The 15,558-nt window shown below is 56.5% G+C and carries 15 protein-coding genes, 1 other RNA gene and 1 pseudogene; 12 read left to right on the forward strand and 5 right to left on the reverse strand.

Features of this window, described 5'->3' with window-relative positions; genetic code table 11:
• Window positions 1-129: 129 nt before the first annotated feature.
• A pseudogene (locus PUZ33_RS12860) lies at window positions 130-1,113 on the reverse strand (SgrR family transcriptional regulator); the annotation flags it as partial.
• Between the two features lie 101 nt (window positions 1,114-1,214).
• Between PUZ33_RS12860 and cof the strand changes: the two are divergent.
• The gene (gene cof, locus PUZ33_RS12865) at window positions 1,215-2,033 is read left to right on the forward strand and encodes an HMP-PP phosphatase (protein ID WP_058681178.1); all 819 of its coding nucleotides are present in this window, start codon (window positions 1,215-1,217) and stop codon (window positions 2,031-2,033) included.
• Window positions 2,034-2,074: 41 nt separating this feature from the next.
• On the opposite strand, the gene PUZ33_RS12870 is transcribed toward cof, so the two are convergent.
• Window positions 2,075-3,121 (reverse strand): PLP-dependent cysteine synthase family protein, encoded by a 1,047-nt coding sequence (locus PUZ33_RS12870; protein ID WP_058681177.1) that lies wholly within the window; start codon window positions 3,119-3,121, stop codon window positions 2,075-2,077.
• A gap of 115 nt (window positions 3,122-3,236) precedes the next feature.
• Here PUZ33_RS12870 and PUZ33_RS12875 point away from each other — a divergent pair, with 115 nt between their 5' ends.
• The 5 genes from PUZ33_RS12875 (at window position 3,237) to amtB (ending at window position 9,155) form a co-directional block, all read left to right on the forward strand.
• Window positions 3,237-3,695 (forward strand): Lrp/AsnC family transcriptional regulator, encoded by a 459-nt coding sequence (locus tag PUZ33_RS12875; protein ID WP_020686133.1) that lies wholly within the window; start codon window positions 3,237-3,239, stop codon window positions 3,693-3,695.
• A gap of 30 nt (window positions 3,696-3,725) precedes the next feature.
• The gene (locus PUZ33_RS12880) at window positions 3,726-5,498 is read left to right on the forward strand and encodes a SmdA family multidrug ABC transporter permease/ATP-binding protein (protein WP_023621395.1); all 1,773 of its coding nucleotides are present in this window, start codon (window positions 3,726-3,728) and stop codon (window positions 5,496-5,498) included.
• The gene (locus PUZ33_RS12885) at window positions 5,491-7,272 is read left to right on the forward strand and encodes a SmdB family multidrug efflux ABC transporter permease/ATP-binding protein (protein ID WP_252107644.1); all 1,782 of its coding nucleotides are present in this window, start codon (window positions 5,491-5,493) and stop codon (window positions 7,270-7,272) included. Before PUZ33_RS12880 ends, PUZ33_RS12885 begins: the two co-directional genes overlap by 8 nt.
• 222 nt (window positions 7,273-7,494) lie before the next feature.
• Window positions 7,495-7,833: a P-II family nitrogen regulator gene (gene glnK / locus PUZ33_RS12890; RefSeq protein WP_008503304.1), complete on the forward strand. Its 339-nt coding sequence runs from the start codon at window positions 7,495-7,497 to the stop codon at window positions 7,831-7,833.
• 35 nt (window positions 7,834-7,868) lie between these two features.
• Entirely contained in the window at window positions 7,869-9,155 is a 1,287-nt protein-coding gene (gene amtB / locus PUZ33_RS12895; RefSeq protein WP_058681175.1) for an ammonium transporter AmtB, read from the forward strand.
• Between the two features lie 84 nt (window positions 9,156-9,239).
• Here the strand turns inward: amtB and tesB are convergent, their stop codons facing one another.
• Window positions 9,240-10,100, reverse strand: a complete 861-nt coding sequence (gene tesB, locus PUZ33_RS12900) for an acyl-CoA thioesterase II (RefSeq protein WP_013095873.1) — start codon at window positions 10,098-10,100, stop codon at window positions 9,240-9,242.
• A gap of 203 nt (window positions 10,101-10,303) precedes the next feature.
• Here tesB and PUZ33_RS12905 point away from each other — a divergent pair, with 203 nt between their 5' ends.
• Window positions 10,304-10,831, forward strand: a complete 528-nt coding sequence (locus PUZ33_RS12905) for a YbaY family lipoprotein (protein ID WP_013095874.1) — start codon at window positions 10,304-10,306, stop codon at window positions 10,829-10,831.
• Window positions 10,832-10,860: 29 nt separating this feature from the next.
• Here PUZ33_RS12905 and PUZ33_RS12910 read toward each other — a convergent pair whose 3' ends face one another.
• Window positions 10,861-11,172 carry an MGMT family protein gene (locus tag PUZ33_RS12910; RefSeq protein ID WP_023620099.1) on the reverse strand — a complete coding sequence of 104 codons (312 nt, stop codon included), beginning with the start codon at window positions 11,170-11,172 and terminating at the stop codon, window positions 10,861-10,863.
• Between the two features lie 169 nt (window positions 11,173-11,341).
• Between PUZ33_RS12910 and ffs the strand changes: the two genes are divergently transcribed.
• The 3 genes from ffs to PUZ33_RS12925 all read left to right on the forward strand — a co-directional run bounded on the left by ffs (window position 11,342) and on the right by PUZ33_RS12925 (window position 12,170).
• Window positions 11,342-11,438: signal recognition particle sRNA small type (ffs, locus tag PUZ33_RS12915), an RNA gene on the forward strand.
• Window positions 11,439-11,706: 268 nt separating this feature from the next.
• On the forward strand, window positions 11,707-11,958 hold the full coding sequence (locus PUZ33_RS12920; RefSeq protein WP_058681174.1) for a hypothetical protein: 252 nt from the start codon (window positions 11,707-11,709) through the stop codon (window positions 11,956-11,958).
• Entirely contained in the window at window positions 11,955-12,170 is a 216-nt protein-coding gene (locus PUZ33_RS12925; RefSeq protein ID WP_013095877.1) for a hypothetical protein, read from the forward strand. The genes PUZ33_RS12920 and PUZ33_RS12925 overlap by 4 nt, the downstream gene beginning before the upstream one ends.
• A 77-nt stretch (window positions 12,171-12,247) precedes the next feature.
• Here the strand turns inward: PUZ33_RS12925 and yczR are convergent, their stop codons facing one another.
• A complete protein-coding gene (gene yczR, locus PUZ33_RS12930; protein ID WP_252107645.1) occupies window positions 12,248-13,669 on the reverse strand; it encodes a MocR-like transcription factor YczR in 1,422 nt (473 codons plus the stop codon).
• Window positions 13,670-13,754: 85 nt separating this feature from the next.
• Here yczR and yczE point away from each other — a divergent pair, with 85 nt between their 5' ends.
• Both yczE and PUZ33_RS12940 read left to right on the forward strand, forming a co-directional pair.
• Window positions 13,755-14,366, forward strand: coding sequence for a membrane protein YczE (yczE, locus tag PUZ33_RS12935; RefSeq protein ID WP_274205319.1), 612 nt, complete (start codon window positions 13,755-13,757; stop codon window positions 14,364-14,366).
• A gap of 77 nt (window positions 14,367-14,443) precedes the next feature.
• Window positions 14,444-15,514, forward strand: a complete 1,071-nt coding sequence (locus tag PUZ33_RS12940; protein WP_058681172.1) for a LacI family DNA-binding transcriptional regulator — start codon at window positions 14,444-14,446, stop codon at window positions 15,512-15,514.
• Window positions 15,515-15,558 lie beyond the last annotated feature (44 nt).

Below are 15,558 nucleotides of genomic sequence, written 5' to 3' on the forward strand. Positions count from 1 at the left end.
GCACCGGATGACGGCAGCTGGTCCCCAGTCCGTAATCAAATAGCGTCGGCGTGATCCAGTATTCAATCGCCTTGATCAGCGGGTGGTTAAGATGGTACTGCTCGTGGCTTTCCAGACGCACCAGCTCTCCAGTTCATCAGGCTCGCCAATGGCAATCTGCACCGGATGACGGCAGCTGGTCCCCAGTCCGTAATCAAATAGCGTCGGCGTGATCCAGTATTCAATCGCCTTGATCAGCGGGTGGTTAAGATGGTACTGCTCGTGGCTTTCCAGACGCACCAGCTCGGAATCAAACACGCTCAGCCTGAAAGGGCCGCTGCCCGTCATGGGCTGATCGGGGTGGGCCAGACGGCTACAGTAGGTCGCCAGACGATGGGGCAACCAGTAGTCCGGTTGATGCAGAGTAAACGTCAGGCATTGCGGGTGAGTGACCTCGATATCTAATACGCTCTGGAACAGTTTGCGCAGGGCTGGCAGCATAAGCAGGGCCTTCAGGCTCCGCTGCAACTGCGCTGTCTCAATTTTGTCGCCATTATGCCAGTGCAGGGTCGAGCGGATATAAAAATGCCAGCGCAGGCCGCCATCCGTGACTTCCCAGTGATGGGCAAGATCGCCCGTCGGTTCGCTGCTGTTGCCGTTAAAGCGCGTCAGCCCGGAGAAAACCTGGCCTGCCAGGTGCTGCTCCGCCCGGCCGGGTAAAAAGCCAGGCTGCAGCGCATCCAGCGAGCGGTAATAGGGAATGCGCAGCGTCGGCGTATCGTTTTGCCACTGTCCGCCCAAAAAGGGATGCAGCAACTCCCGCAACTCTTCCGGCGCAAGCTGGGCCAGCTCCAGGGCGTTATGCTGCTGCCCATGCTTCAGCGCTTCTTCCATCATCGTATTGCGCAGTGATTCCGGGCTGACATAAAACCTGAGCTCGCCGCGCTTGCCGCGACCAGACTGCGCATGCCAGTTCAGCCAGCCAGCCTCCTGCGCCTGACGCAGCAGGGTGCGAACATGCCGCTCGCTGCAAAAACAGCGGCTGGCGAGCTCCGCAATGGTGACCTGCTGCGGTGCCCCTTCGGAGGGTTGCCACAGGCGTTGATACTGTTTGAGGCGGTTGAGCTGGCGCATGATAAACCCGGAACAATAATTCTCATCTATTCACTATTACTTCCGTATATCTCACGCAATACTGATGCACAAGTTAATCGCATCACATTTCGGGAGTTATGATGGCTCGGCTCGCTGCATTTGATATGGACGGCACGTTGTTAATGCCGGATCACCGTTTAGGGGAGAAAACCCTGAACACCCTTAAGCGCCTGCGTGAGCGTGATGTAACCCTGACGTTTGCCACTGGCCGTCATGTGCTGGAGATGCGCCATCTGCTGGGCGCATTTTCCCTGGATGCATTTCTGATTACCGGCAACGGAACACGAATTCATTCGGTCGAAGGTGGGGTGCTGCACCGTCAGGATCTCAACCCGGAAGTGGCGGATATCGTGCTGCACAGTACCTGGGATACCCAGGCCAGCGTTCATGTCTTTAACGATAACGGCTGGTTTACCGGTCGTGAAATCCCTCAACTTCTCCATGCGCATGTCTACAGCGGTTTTCGCTATCAGCTGATGGATCTGCGCCGCATCCCTGCCCACGCGGTGACCAAGATCTGTTTTTGTGGCGATCACGACGATCTCTGCCGCTTACGTATTCAGTTGAATGAGGCGTTAGGCGACCGGGCCCATCTGACCTTTTCGGCGGTGGATTGTCTGGAAGTGTTGCCGGTGGGGTGTAACAAAGGTTCTGCCCTGGCGGTCCTGAGCGACTACCTGGGCTTGACGCTGCAGGAGTGTATGGCGTTTGGTGACGCCATGAACGACCGCGAGATGCTGGGCAGCGTCGGGCGCGGTTTGATTATGGGGAATGCTATGCCGCAGCTGATCTCTGCGCTTCCTCATCTGCCGGTTATCGGACACTGCCGTAATGAAGCGGTGTCCCATTTTTTAACACATTGGCTGGACAACAACACCCTCCCATATTCCCCCGAATAGTGAGACCCTTCCAGCAAGCCAGACTTCGGTCTGGCTTTTTTTTATTTCACCAGCTGTGCAATTTGCGCTTTCCACGGCGCAATATCACCAATGTTTGCCTGCACCCACTCCGCGTTGTAATAGGTTTCCAGGTAGCGCTCCCCGCTGTCGCACAGCAGCGTGACGATAGAGCCCGTGCGGCCCTCTTCACGCATGCGTGCTGCCAGCTGCAGCGCACCCCACATATTGGTACCGGTAGAGGCACCCACCTTGCGGCCCAGCTGCGTCTCCAGCCAGTGGGCCGTCGCGACGCTGGCGGCATCCGGTACGCGGAGCATTTCATCCACCACATCAGGAATGAACGACGGCTCAACGCGCGGGCGGCCAATCCCTTCAATTTTACTGCCCACCGGACTGCGCAGGTCGGCATTGCGGCTTTGCCAGTAGTCGAGGAAGACCGAGTTTTGCGGATCAACCACCATCAGTTGCGTATCGTAGCCCTGACAGCGGATATAGCGGCCAATGGTGGCCGAGGTTCCGCCCGTACCGGCGCTCATGACGATATATGACGGAACCGGATGAGGCTCATGAGTCATCTGACGGAAAATACTGTCCGCTATATTGTTATTGCCACGCCAGTCGGTTGCACGCTCGGCGAAGGTGAACTGGTCCATATAGTGGCCGTTCAGCTCACGGGCCAGCATTTCCGAGGCGGCGTAAATTTCGCAGGCGCTTTCTACAAAGTGGCAGCGTCCGCCATAAAATTCGATCTGTTCGATTTTGCGTTTCGCGGTGCAGGAGGGCATGACGGCGATAAACGGCAGGCCCAGCAGACGGGCGAAATAGGCTTCGGAGACGGCGGTTGAACCGGATGACGATTCAATAATTGTCGTGCCTTCTTTAATCCAGCCGTTACACAAGCCATACAGGAACAGCGAACGCGCCAGACGATGCTTCAGGCTGCCCGTAGGATGGGTGCTTTCATCTTTCAGATACAGCTGAATCCCCGCAAACCCCGGCAGGGTGAGGCGGATTAAATGGGTGTCGGCCGAGCGCTGGTAGTCGGCATTGATTTCGCTGATGGCATGTTTAACCCAGTTGCTATTCATCGTAATTATCCGTTTGTCATTTTGTGCCCAGCATAGCGAAAAGCACAGAAAAAATTGTTGCTATCTGGCCTTTAAAATAGAATGAAGGGAGAAAAATTTTCTCTGTGAGGTGGGTATGCTAGATAAAATTGACCGCAAGCTGCTTTCATTGCTGCAAAGTGACTGCACCCTCTCTTTGCAGGCGCTGGCAGATGCCGTTAATCTGACCACCACACCGTGCTGGAAGCGCCTCAAGAAGCTGGAAGATGACGGCATTCTGCTGGGGCGTGTCGCGTTATTAGATCCCGAAAAACTGGGGCTGGGCCTGACGGCCTTTGTCCTGATAAAAACGCAGCACCACAGCAGCGAATGGTATTGCCGCTTCGTAAACCAGGTCTCTGACATGCCGGAGGTTCTCGGCTTCTGGCGTATGGCCGGGGAGTACGATTATCTGATGCGTGTCCAGGTGGCAGACATGAAGCGCTATGATGATTTCTACAAGCGGCTGGTGAATAGCGTACCGGGCTTGTCGGACGTCACCTCAAGCTTCGCCATGGAACAGATTAAATACACCACAGCGTTACCTATTGAATAACTCCATAAAATACCTTCAGGAACAAACCGCGTGCGATTATTTGCCCAACTAAGCTGGTACTTTCGTCGGGAGTGGCAGCGCTACCTCGGCGCAGTTCTCCTGCTTATCATCATTGCCATTTTGCAGCTGATCCCGCCGAAGGTGGTGGGCTACGTCGTGGATGGCGTTACGGAACAGCATTACACCACCGCACGGGTGTTGATGTGGGTTGGCACGCTGGTGCTGACGGCCGTCATCGTCTATTTGCTGCGTTACGTCTGGCGCGTGCTGCTGTTTGGCGCGTCCTATCAGCTTGCCGTTGAGCTGCGCGAGGATTTTTACCGTCAGCTGAGTCGCCAGCACCCCGAGTTTTACCTGCGCCATCGCACCGGGGATCTCATCGCCCGCGCCACCAACGACGTCGATCGCGTGGTATTCGCGGCCGGGGAAGGGGTGTTAACGCTGGTGGATTCGCTGGTGATGGGCTGCGCGGTTCTGATTGTGATGTCCACTCAGATCAGCTGGCAACTTACCCTGCTGGCATTGCTGCCGATGCCGCTAATGGCGCTGGCGATCAACCGTTATGGCGAACAACTGCACGAGCGTTTCAAGCTGGCGCAGGCGGCGTTTTCGTCACTAAACGATCGTACGCAGGAGAGTATGACCAGCATCCGCATGATCAAAGCCTTTGGTCTGGAGGATCGGCAATCTGCCCTGTTTGCGGCCGATGCCGCAGACACCGGCGCAAAAAACATGCGCGTTGCGCGTATTGATGCACGCTTTGATCCGACCATCTATATCGCCATTGGCATGGCCAACCTGTTGGCCGTCGGTGGCGGGAGCTGGATGGTGGTGCAGGGCACCTTGACCCTGGGGCAGTTAACCAGTTTTGCCATGTACCTGGGGCTGATGATTTGGCCGATGCTGGCGCTGGCCTGGATGTTTAACATCGTGGAGCGCGGCAGTGCCGCCTATAGCCGCATTCGCGCCATGCTGTCTGAAGCGCCAGTGGTCAACGACGGTACCGAACCGGTACCGGAAGGGCGTGGGGTGATGAACGTCGACATCCGTACGTTTGTTTATCCGCAGACGGAACATCCGGTGCTGGAAAACGTCAGCTTTACGCTGCAACCGGGGCAAATGCTCGGGATCTGTGGCCCGACGGGATCCGGTAAAAGTACCGTTCTTTCGCTGCTCCAGCGTCACTTTGATGTCACGCAGGGGGATATTCGTTTCCACAATCTTCCCCTCACGACACTGCAACTTGACGACTGGCGTCGCCGACTGGCCGTGGTCAGCCAGACGCCGTTTCTCTTTTCTGACACCGTGGCGAACAACATAGCCCTTGGCTGTCCGTCGGCCACGCAGGAAGAGATTGAGCATGTGGCGCGCTTAGCCAGCGTACATGACGATATTTTGCGTCTGCCGCAGGGGTATGAAACGGAGGTGGGTGAACGTGGCGTTATGCTCTCTGGCGGGCAAAAACAGCGAATTTCCATTGCCCGTGCGCTGCTGCTCAATGCTGAAATCCTGATCCTGGATGATGCGCTTTCTGCTGTGGATGGTCGAACCGAGCACCAAATCCTGCATAACCTTCGCCAGTGGAGCGACGGACGGACGGTGATCATCAGTGCCCACCGTTTGTCAGCGCTGACGGAAGCCAGTGAAATTCTGGTGTTGCAGCACGGGCACATTGCCCAGCGCGGGCAGCATGACCAGCTTGCGGAGCAACCGGGCTGGTATCGCGATATGTATCGCTATCAGCAGCTTGAAGCGGCACTCGACGATGCCCCGGAACAGGAAGAGGAGGACGCTAATGCGTAAATCAAAAACGCAGTGGCCGACGCTAAAACGCCTGCTGGCCTACGGTTCGCCATGGCGAAAACCCCTTGCTCTTGCCGTCGTGCTGCTGTGGATTGCGGCGATTGCAGAAGTGAGTGGTCCGCTGCTCATCAGTTATTTCATCGACAATATGGTTGCGAAAAGCTATTTGCCGCTGGGGCTGGTGGCGGGGTTAGGCGTGGCCTATGTGGGGCTACAGCTGGCAGCGGCTGGCCTGCACTATGCGCAGTCGCTGCTCTTTAACCGGGCGGCGGTGGGTGTGGTTCAGAAGCTGCGTACCGACGTTATGGATGCTGCGCTGCGCCAGCCGCTGAGCGAGTTTGATATCCAGCCGGTCGGGCAGGTGATTTCGCGGGTGACCAACGATACCGAGGTGATTCGCGATCTGTATGTGACGGTCGTGGCGACCGTGCTGCGCAGTGCCGCGTTGATTGGCGCCATGCTGGTGGCGGTGTTCAGCCTTGACTGGCGCATGGCGCTGGTGGCGATCGCGATTTTCCCGGCAGTGCTGATTGTGATGGTGATCTATCAGCGCTACAGCACGCCCATTGTACGTCGGGTGCGGACCTACCTGGCCGATATTAACGATGGCTTCAACGAAGTGATCAACGGCATGAGCGTCATTCAGCAGTTCCGCCAGCAGGCTCGCTTTGGCGAGCGCATGGGCGAAGCCAGCCGTTCGCACTATATGGCGCGTATGCAGACGCTGCGCCTTGATGGTTTCCTGCTGCGTCCGCTGCTGAGCCTCTTCTCGGCACTGGTGCTTTGCGGCCTGCTGATGCTCTTTGGCCTGAGTCCAGGCGGAACGATTGAGGTGGGGGTTCTGTATGCTTTTATCAGCTATCTGGGACGCCTGAACGAGCCGCTGATTGAACTCACAACCCAACAATCCATGTTGCAGCAGGCGGTGGTTGCCGGCGAGCGCGTCTTTGAACTGATGGACAGACCGCGTCAAACCTATGGTGAGGATACAGCACCTCTGCAAAGCGGGGCGATTACGTTTGACCATGTCTCGTTTGCCTACCGTGAAGACAGGCTGGTGTTGCAGGACATCAATCTTGATGTGCCGTCGCGCGGCTTTGTGGCGCTGGTGGGGCATACCGGCAGCGGCAAGAGTACGCTTGCAAGCCTGTTGATGGGCTACTACCCGTTAGCGAAAGGCGAAATTCGTCTGGATGGACGTCCGCTGGCGTCGCTCAGCCACAGCGTATTGCGTAAAGGCGTGGCAATGGTGCAGCAAGATCCGGTTGTGCTGGCCGATACCTTTTACGCCAACGTGACCCTGGGGCGTGATTATACCGAGGAGCAGGTCTGGGCCGTGCTGGAAAAAGTGCAGCTCGCAGAGCTGGCACGCGGATTCAGCGACGGAATCAACACCCGGCTGGGCGAGCAGGGTAATAATCTTTCTGTCGGGCAAAAACAGCTTCTTGCGCTGGCGCGTGTGCTGATTGAAACGCCACAGGTGCTGATTCTGGATGAAGCGACGGCCAGCATCGACTCCGGTACTGAACAGGCTATCCAGCAGGCACTGGCCGCCGTGCGCGACCACACGACGCTGGTGGTTATCGCGCACCGTCTTTCAACGATTGTCGATGCAGATACCATTCTGGTGCTGCATCGCGGACAGGCCGTTGAACGCGGTACGCACCGGGCGCTCCTGGAGGCGAAAGGCCGCTACTGGCAGATGTATCAGCTGCAACTGGCGGGTGAAGAGCTGGCGGCCAGCGTCCGGGAGGAAGAGTCGCTTAGCGCCTGATGCACCAAAAACAGGCATCGTGCTAACAGTCACCGCTGTTGGTGCAAAACCGAAACGCGCCATGCACTGCCATGGTGCGTTTTTTTTCACCTGTTGGCCATGAATGGTCTTTTAACGCGCATTGCGCCGCTTTTCCCTTCCGTTTTCATTTCTGGCACACCCCTTGCAATGTCTCCTGCGTGTTAGCTGCGGCCATTACCGAATTCTGACTGGAGGGGATCTATGAAGCTGGTTACGGTGGTAATCAAACCATTCAAACTCGAAGACGTGCGTGAAGCGTTGTCTTCAATGGGTATTCAGGGACTGACTGTCACCGAAGTGAAAGGCTTCGGTCGTCAGAAGGGTCATGCCGAGCTTTATCGCGGGGCGGAATACAGCGTTAACTTCCTGCCAAAAGTAAAAATTGATGTCGCGATTGCTGATGACCAGCTTGATGAAGTCATCGATGTGATCAGCAAAGCGGCCTATACCGGCAAAATTGGCGACGGCAAAATTTTCGTTGCCGAACTGCAGCGTGTCATTCGCATCCGTACCGGCGAATCTGACGAAGCGGCACTGTAAGTAACTCCTGGCACACAGTGATAGGGATCGAGAAAATGAAGATAGCAACAATCAAAACGGGTCTGGGTTCGCTGGCACTGCTGCCGGGCCTGGCAATGGCTGCTCCTGCGGTGGCAGACAAAGCCGATAACGCCTTTATGATGATCAGCACCGCGCTGGTGCTGTTCATGTCTATTCCGGGTATCGCGCTGTTTTACGGCGGCCTGATCCGTGGCAAAAACGTTCTCTCCATGCTGACGCAGGTTGCCGTGACGTTCGCGCTGGTTTGCGTGCTGTGGGTGGTTTACGGCTACTCTCTGGCCTTCGGTGAAGGTAACGCCTTCTTCGGCAACTTCAACTGGGCCATGTTGAAAAATATTGAACTGACCGCAGTGATGGGCAGTTTCTATCAGTACATCCACATTGCGTTCCAGGGATCGTTCGCCTGTATCACCGTGGGGCTGATTGTGGGTGCGCTGGCTGAGCGTATTCGCTTCTCTGCCGTTCTGATCTTTGTGGTGGTCTGGCTGACGCTCTCCTATGTGCCGATTGCACACATGGTCTGGGGGGGCGGTCTGCTGGCGTCGCACGGCGCGCTGGATTTCGCAGGCGGTACTGTTGTTCACATCAACGCCGCGGTAGCGGGTCTGGTGGGTGCATACCTGATTGGCAAACGCGTGGGCTTTGGCAAAGAAGCGTTCAAACCACACAATCTGCCGATGGTCTTTACCGGTACAGCAATCCTCTATTTTGGCTGGTTCGGCTTCAACGCCGGCTCTGCGAGCGCCGCTAACGAAATCGCTGCGCTGGCCTTCGTGAATACCGTGGTGGCCACGGCGGGTGCAATCCTCTCATGGGTGTTTGGTGAGTGGGCGGTACGCGGTAAACCTTCTCTGCTGGGCGCGTGCTCGGGTGCCATTGCCGGTCTGGTGGGGATCACGCCGGCATGTGGTTACGTCGGTGTCGGTGGTGCGCTGCTTGTCGGCCTGGTGTCAGGTCTGGCGGGTCTGTGGGGTGTGACGGCGCTGAAACGTCTTCTGCGCGTGGATGACCCTTGCGATGTCTTTGGCGTGCACGGCGTGTGCGGTATCGTCGGTTGTATCATGACCGGTATCTTCGCCGCGAAATCGCTGGGCGGAGTGGGTTACGCTGAGGGCGTTGACATGGTTCACCAGGTGCTGGTGCAGCTGGAAAGTATCGCCATTACCGTTGTGTGGTCTGCTGTGGTGGCCTTCATTGGCTACAAACTGGCGGACATGACTGTGGGTCTGCGCGTACCGGAAGAGCAGGAGCGCGAAGGTCTCGACGTCAACAGCCACGGCGAGAATGCGTATAACGCATAATAAACAGCAAAACGGCAATCTCCGATTGCCGTTTTTAGTATTTATTCCCTCTCCCTGTGGGAGAAGGCCAGGGTGAGGGTATCATCACCCGCGATTACGCATCACCCCTTCCTGCACCGTCGAGGCGACCAGCACGCCGTCCTGCGTATAAAACTCTCCACGTACAAACCCGCGAGCGCTGGACGCCGAGGTGCTTTCCACGCTGTAGAGCAGCCAGTCATTCATGTTAAATGGACGATGGAACCACATCGAGTGATCGATCGTCGCAACCTGCATCCCTTTTTCAAGGAACCCCACGCCGTGCGGCTGCAGTGCAACCGGCAGGAAGTTAAAATCTGACGCATAGCCCAGCAGATACTGATGCACGCGGAAATCCTCTGGTACGGTGCCGTTGGCGCGGATCCAGACCTGGCGTTTCGGCTCGGCCGTATGGCCTTTCATCGGGTTATGGAATTCGACCGGGCGGATCTCCAGAGGTTTATCACAAAGGAACTTCTCTTTGACCTGCGGTGGCAGCAAGTGGGCCAGCGCGCGGGCGATATCGGTCTCCGATTTGAGATCGTCCGGTGACGGTGCCGCTGGCATCGTTTTCTGGTGCTCATAACCCGGTTCCGGTGCCTGGAAAGAGGCGGTCATGTAAAAGATGGGCTTGCCATTCTGAATGGCTGCCACGCGGCGCGCGCTAAAGCTGTTGCCGTCACGCAGCACTTCTACATCGTACACAATGGGTTTTGCGCTATCGCCAGGACGCAGAAAATAGCTGTGAAAGGAGTGCACCAGACGGTCTGCCGGGACGGTCTCCTTGGCAGCGTACAGTGCCTGTCCGACGACCTGCCCGCCGAAGACCTGACGCAAGCCCAAATCTTCGCTCTGTCCGCGAAAGAGCCCTTCCTCAATTTTTTCCAGATTCAGTAATGTCAGCAGATTGTTCAGTGCCTGACTCATAGTTGTCCTCAATAAACGCCGTGGCGAAAGATAGGCAGAGTATAACGCAGAAATGAAAGTGGTCCGACGGGTAGAATTATCTGAATATCAGGGAGAATTTAGGCATTAATCAGTGATCTGTGCCACACTTGAATACGATATGTGTTTGAAACGACATCGGATGGGATCGATCCCGCTGGTGCATTGATGATAAGGAGACTTCAATGAAACTCGTGCCCATGCTAAGTGGTGTAGCTATTGCGGTGGCGTTGTCCGCCTGTGCAGGTAAGAGCGCCCAGGTGCCGGTGCCAGCAGCAGATCCAAATGGGATTAATACACTCTCACAGCAATCCATTCAGCAACCTAATGTTTCCGGTACTATCTGGATCAAACAGCGAGTCGCTTTACCACCGGATGCGGTATTAACGGTCACGCTGTCTGATGCTTCTCTGGCCGACGCGCCGTCGAAAGTGGTGGCCCAGCGTGCTGTTCGTACCGAAGGTAAGCAGGCACCGTTTAGCTTCGTGCTGCCGTATAACCCGGCAGACGTACAGCCGAACGCCCGTATCCTTCTGAGCGCTGCGGTAACCATCAACGGTAAGCTGGTGTTTATTACCGATACGGTTCAGGAAGCCATCAACAACGGTGGGACGAAAATCGACCTGAACCTGGTGCCGGTGCAGCAAACCGAAGTGCCGATCGCACCACAGACGAACCAACCGTCTGTACCTACCCCACCGACTCAGCTGTAATGTGTTCCCCTCTCCTTCGGGGGAGGGGGTCAATACACCCAGCGATACTTCTGCAAATCAATCTGCCCTGACCCGGACACCTGTATCCCTTCTGAAAGTAATGCCTGCCTCTGGCGCTGCAAATCCGGCCCGGTGAGTGAGATGGCACCATGACGATTCACAACCCGATGCCAGGGCAATGTACTGCCTTCAGGAAGCCGTTTTAGCACGCCACCCACCTGACGCGCCGCGCGGGGGGAGCCAGCAAGACGTGCGACGTCACCATAGGTTGTCACGTAGCCCTCCGGAATGGAGGCCACAATTTGCCACACTCGCTGTGGAAAGGAGTCGTGTTCGTCCATCGGTACACCTGTGGGGATGAGTGAAGTGCCATGTTAAACGAAGATTGCGCCGATTGCTGTGCCTGTTTGCGCAAGAAACCACCATCCGGTTGCTGGCAGCTTGCAATTGACCGTTAGCACAGGGATAATGCGCCAGCGCGTTGGGTAACAACGCTCACAATGGGGGCTCTGTTGGTTCTCCCGCAACGCTACTCTGTTCACCAGGTCAGGTCCGGAAGGAAGCAGCCAGGGCAGACGACGTGTGTGCCGGGATGTAGCTGGCAGGGCCCCCACCCATTTGTGCTTCTGGCAACATCTCCCCGATTTTTTTTACTTCCTTCCGGCATGGCTATTCCACAGAATTAACAGGGTTTAATTCGTGGTGTAATATATATTTCATCGCGCTGAAATATTACTGTCATAAACCTGTAATAATAGACTGTCATTTTATTTCTGAGCGTCTTTTTTCTGTCATAAGTTAAAAATATATATCTGGATTACATTGTTAACATCGTGTATTAAATAAAGCACTTATTCCGAAGGGAAGTGACAATCATGGCTACTGCGGTATTAAACGTTAAGATTGACGAAGCGCTAAAAGAAAGACTTCGCCACTATGCGGAAGTGAATAACGAAAACTTAAGCGTGACCACAGAGAAGTTGCTGCTGCTGGCATTTGAAGCCGCAGACGAGGTGGGAGTATCGGAAGAGGATATTGATAATCAGCATACGGAAGAAGAGAGTATAACGCCTTTTACTCCTAAAGAAATCAAAGCTCTACGTAAACTTCTGAAGAAGAGAAAATGAAACAACAACTATCGACCGCCAGTGACTACAAAGAAGCCTGCGATCTGTTGCGTTCAGGCTACGTGAAGCATGTCCGTCTTGGCTGGAATGTAGGAAGTGATGAGTTCTTTCGTATTGCGTCTGACTGGTGTGATACCGGCGCAAAAATAAAGAAAGACGGTGAAAGTTTTGTTATTTCACTGAAAGGTTTTCCTATTCCTCCTCAGCACTGATTCCTGACTGGTGAAAACTGCTGACTGCCGTATGACAGTCAGCAGTTTTTATTTATGATCCACTTCAAACTTTTATATTAAACAAGACTGCGTTTTAACGACGGCGCGGTTTTATTTAATGCGAGCCAAACCGGTTTGATTCGTAGCAACGCCTGCTCAAGCTCTGCCGACTCAAGCGAGAAGGGCATGCGTAAGTAGCGGTCAAACGCACCCGATAAACCAAAGCGTGTGCCGGTTCCCAGATTAATCCCCAGCATTTCTGCACGTGCGGCGAGTTGTGTCGCCAGCATGCCCGGCAGCTCGATCCAGTAGGATAGCCCGCCTTCCGCCTCCTGAAACCGCCACTGGGGAAAATGTTCGCGCAGCAGTTCACCGCAGCGGTCGCGTCGCTCCTTCAGTATTTTCCGGCGCGCAGGCAGAAATGTCTCGCTATTGTTGATAAGCCACAGCGTGGCCAGCTGTTCCAGCAGCGGCGAGCCTAAATCCAGCGTATCCCGCGTCTGGGCAAGTGTGGCAATGGTGCGCGACGAGGCGCGGATCCAGCCGAGGCGCAGCCCACCCCAGAAACTTTTTCCCGCCGAACCCAGGGTGATCACCGTAGCCTGCGAATTAAACGACGCCAGCGGCGGCGGGGGCGGTGCTTCAAACCAGAGATCGACCATCGTTTCATCGACCACCAGCGTGGTACGGGTGCGAGCGGCAATGTCGGTTATTGCCTGACGGGTGGCGATATCCATGCATCGCCCTGTTGGATTGTGAAAATCCGGCATCAGGTACGCCAGGCGCGGTGCCGTCTGTGCCAGCGTGGCGGCAAAGCCATCCGTATCCCAGCCGCTTTCCGGCAGCGACACGCCCACCGGCCGACACGATGCCCCCTGGATGGCTGCAATCGCCAGCGGATAGGTGGGATGATCGACCACGACGCGATCGCCCGGGCCGGCCATCATCCGCAGTACCAGCGCAAAACCGCTGACGGCACCATTGACCACCATCACTTCGTCTGCGCGGGTCGGCAGCCCGCGTGCGGTATAGCGAGCGGCAATGGCGTCGCGCAGAGCCGCCAGGCCGAGCTGATCGTAACCGGTCAGCGTAAGATGCTGGGTGATCGCGGTGAGCGCCCAGGTGTAAGCCTGGTGGATCTCTGGCCCGGCATTCAGGGCGGCAGTGGAGAGATCCAGCGCTGCGCTTGCCGCTGAAAGCGTCGGTACGGCACGGGTATCGGGCAGGATCACGCGTGAACCGCTGCCGTGGCGGCTCTCCAGATACCCTTCTTCTCGCAGATGGGCCAGCGCGCTGCTGATGGTCGTCCGGCTTACATCTAACGCCGTGGCCAGTTCACGTTCACCGGGCAGGCGCGTGCTCAACGCCAGCCTGCCGTCGAGGATCAGCAGGCGCAACGCGTCGGCCAGCTGTCGCCAGAGCGGGGTTCGGGACGGGGTTTGTTGCCAGTGGCCCAAAAGGCGAACCAGCGACTGACTTCCGAAACGGCGTGATGACATATGCAGTCCACTATTTGAAAACTGGACATTAATCATAGTGCCATTTTCGAACAAGATGAAAGCCTGGTTCACTGGAGAAGCTAAAATGGTACGTCGTCTGCTGCAACTGTACGTAGGTTTAGGCCTGTATGGGCTTTCAACCGCGATGTTTATTCGTTCGGATCTGGGGGTTGACCCGTGGGATGTGTTTCACCTTGGGGTGGGATTACAGCTGGGGATGACCATCGGTACGGTGATTATTTTGACCGGTGCCGCGGTGCTGCTGCTGTGGATCCCGCTGCGTCAGATGCCTGGGCTGGGAACGCTCAGTAACGTAGTCTGTATTGGCCTGGCGGCGGATGCCTCGATGGCCCTTATCCCCGAGCTGGATCTTCTCCCCATTCGGATTGCTCTGCTGGTTGGGGGCATTGTGCTGAACGCGATAGCAACCGGTATGTATATCGGTGCCGGGTTCGGGGCGGGCCCACGCGATGGACTGATGACCGGCATTCACGCCCGGCTGGGGTGGTCAATCCGCAGCGTTCGAACCTCAATTGAAGTGAGTGTTCTGCTGATTGGCTGCGTCCTTGGCGGAACGTTTGGCGTCGGGACGGTACTGTATGCCCTGACCATCGGCCCGCTTATCCAGCTCTGTTTGCCGTGGTTCCATCAGAAGCCGCGTACGGATAACGTTCCTCAGCCAGAGCGGGTTGTTTAATTTTGCGAAGCGCTCACAGGTATTAATGGCCGCGCTGTGTCACAATAGACGGCTCTGTTAACACCAGGCCGGAACGCATGAAAGCCATTACCCTCTATGATGTTGCCCTCCTTGCGGGGGTGTCTTATCAAACCGTTTCCCGTGTGATTAACGACGCGGAGCATGTTTCTGCCCGGACACGGGAAAAGGTGCAGCAGGCCATGGCGGAGCTGCACTATGTTCCTAACCGTGGCGCGCAGCAGCTGGCGGGCAAGCGCACCCGTACGCTGGGACTGATCACTACCGATCTGGCGCTGCACGCGCCTTCGCAAATTGTCTCTGCGGTCAAATCCCGGGCGGTAGAAAAGGGGGCGAGCGTACTGATCTCAATGGTGGAACATCCGCAACAGTGCCAGGCCGCGCTTCAGGAGCTGCTGGCTCAGCGCGTGGAAGCCCTGCTGGTGAACGTGCCGCTTGACGATCCCCATGCCGAACAACTCAAGGCACTGGCGTCGCCCGTGCCGGTGCTGTTTCTGGATGTCTCTCCGTCGGCAGCGGTCAACAGTCTGGTTTTTAATGCGGAACAGGGCGCTCGTCTGGGCGTTGAACATTTGCTGTCGCTCGGGCATCAGCGTATTGCATTGCTGAGCGGGCCGGAAAGCTCTGTTTCCGCTCGTGCCCGTCTGGCGGCATGGAAAGCCGCGCTGGAGGAAGCCGGCCTTGAGGCGGCGGCGGTGGCCTACGGCGACTGGAGCGCAGCCTGCGGTTATGAGAAGGGGCATGCGCTGTTGTCTGCTGCAACGTTACCGGATGCCATTCTGGTAGCTAACGATCAAATGGCGCTGGGGGTGATGCGGGCCTGCGCGGAAAAAGGGGTGACGATCCCGGGCCAGATATCGATAGTGGGGTTTGACGATACCGCCGACAGCGCCTGGTTTTCACCTCCGCTTACCACCATCCGTCAGGCATTTCGCGAGGCAGGTGAACAAAGTGTGGAGTGGCTGCTGGCTCCCGCCCGCCATGAAGCCTGCTGGCAGGTTCAGTTGCCCGTCACGTTGATTAGCCGACAATCCAGTGCCCGTCGCACCCCGCAGCAGGCCGATCGTGAGGATCTTGCGCATCAGCTCAGAAGCCTGGCCCTGCTGGCAGAGCAACTTGCTCGCCAGTAACACTTTTGTGATCTGACTCGCTACACGGCGATCCCACGCTTTAC

Origin of the sequence: Enterobacter cloacae complex sp. 2022EL-00981, assembly GCF_028737495.1 — a bacterium.
GTDB lineage: Bacteria > Pseudomonadota > Gammaproteobacteria > Enterobacterales > Enterobacteriaceae > Enterobacter > Enterobacter cloacae.

Bases quoted from the DNA above. Each gene is read 5' to 3' on its own strand.
- PUZ33_RS12910 (WP_023620099.1), bottom strand. From the start codon at position 11,172: ATGGACGAACACGACTCCTTTCCACAGCGAGTGTGGCAAATTGTGGCC.
- cof (WP_058681178.1), top strand. From the start codon at position 1,215: ATGGCTCGGCTCGCTGCATTTGATATGGACGGCACGTTGTTAATGCCG.
- PUZ33_RS12875 (WP_020686133.1), top strand. From the start codon at position 3,237: ATGCTAGATAAAATTGACCGCAAGCTGCTTTCATTGCTGCAAAGTGAC.
- PUZ33_RS12885 (WP_252107644.1), top strand. From the start codon at position 5,491: ATGCGTAAATCAAAAACGCAGTGGCCGACGCTAAAACGCCTGCTGGCC.
- PUZ33_RS12870 (WP_058681177.1), bottom strand. From the start codon at position 3,121: ATGAATAGCAACTGGGTTAAACATGCCATCAGCGAAATCAATGCCGAC.
- amtB (WP_058681175.1), top strand. From the start codon at position 7,869: ATGAAGATAGCAACAATCAAAACGGGTCTGGGTTCGCTGGCACTGCTG.
- PUZ33_RS12940 (WP_058681172.1), top strand. From the start codon at position 14,444: ATGAAAGCCATTACCCTCTATGATGTTGCCCTCCTTGCGGGGGTGTCT.
- glnK (WP_008503304.1), top strand. From the start codon at position 7,495: ATGAAGCTGGTTACGGTGGTAATCAAACCATTCAAACTCGAAGACGTG.
- yczE (WP_274205319.1), top strand. From the start codon at position 13,755: ATGGTACGTCGTCTGCTGCAACTGTACGTAGGTTTAGGCCTGTATGGG.
- PUZ33_RS12925 (WP_013095877.1), top strand. From the start codon at position 11,955: ATGAAACAACAACTATCGACCGCCAGTGACTACAAAGAAGCCTGCGAT.
- yczR (WP_252107645.1), bottom strand. From the start codon at position 13,669: ATGTCATCACGCCGTTTCGGAAGTCAGTCGCTGGTTCGCCTTTTGGGC.
- PUZ33_RS12905 (WP_013095874.1), top strand. From the start codon at position 10,304: ATGAAACTCGTGCCCATGCTAAGTGGTGTAGCTATTGCGGTGGCGTTG.
- tesB (WP_013095873.1), bottom strand. From the start codon at position 10,100: ATGAGTCAGGCACTGAACAATCTGCTGACATTACTGAATCTGGAAAAA.
- PUZ33_RS12920 (WP_058681174.1), top strand. From the start codon at position 11,707: ATGGCTACTGCGGTATTAAACGTTAAGATTGACGAAGCGCTAAAAGAA.